General features: G+C 66.5%; 1 pseudogene. It reads right to left on the reverse strand.

The features are described from left to right. A pseudogene (locus J1M40_RS11775) lies at nucleotides 1-124 on the reverse strand (IS481 family transposase); the annotation flags it as partial. Nucleotides 125-251: the final 127 nt, after the last annotated feature.

The raw sequence follows: 251 nt of genomic DNA on the forward strand, positions 1-251 counted from the left end.
GTAGGCGGGAGATCCCGAGTCGGTGCAGCCACCGTCCCACGGTACGAAGACACACCCGGTGGCCCTCGGAGACGAGGTGGTGATGGATGCGCCGTGCGGACCACTTGCGCTCCCGCCGCAGGGCGTGTGAGCCGCCCCCTTCATTCGGTCCGGACGTTCTGTGAGTCGTCGGTTTCCATTTGATGGGTGCACTGCCGAGCGTACTCGGCTGGGGTTAGGTAGCCGAGCGAGGAGTGCCGGCGGTGGTGGTT

Source organism: Micrococcus sp. KRD026, from assembly GCF_017168445.1.
GTDB classification, from domain to species: Bacteria; Actinomycetota; Actinomycetes; order Actinomycetales; family Micrococcaceae; genus Micrococcus; species Micrococcus luteus.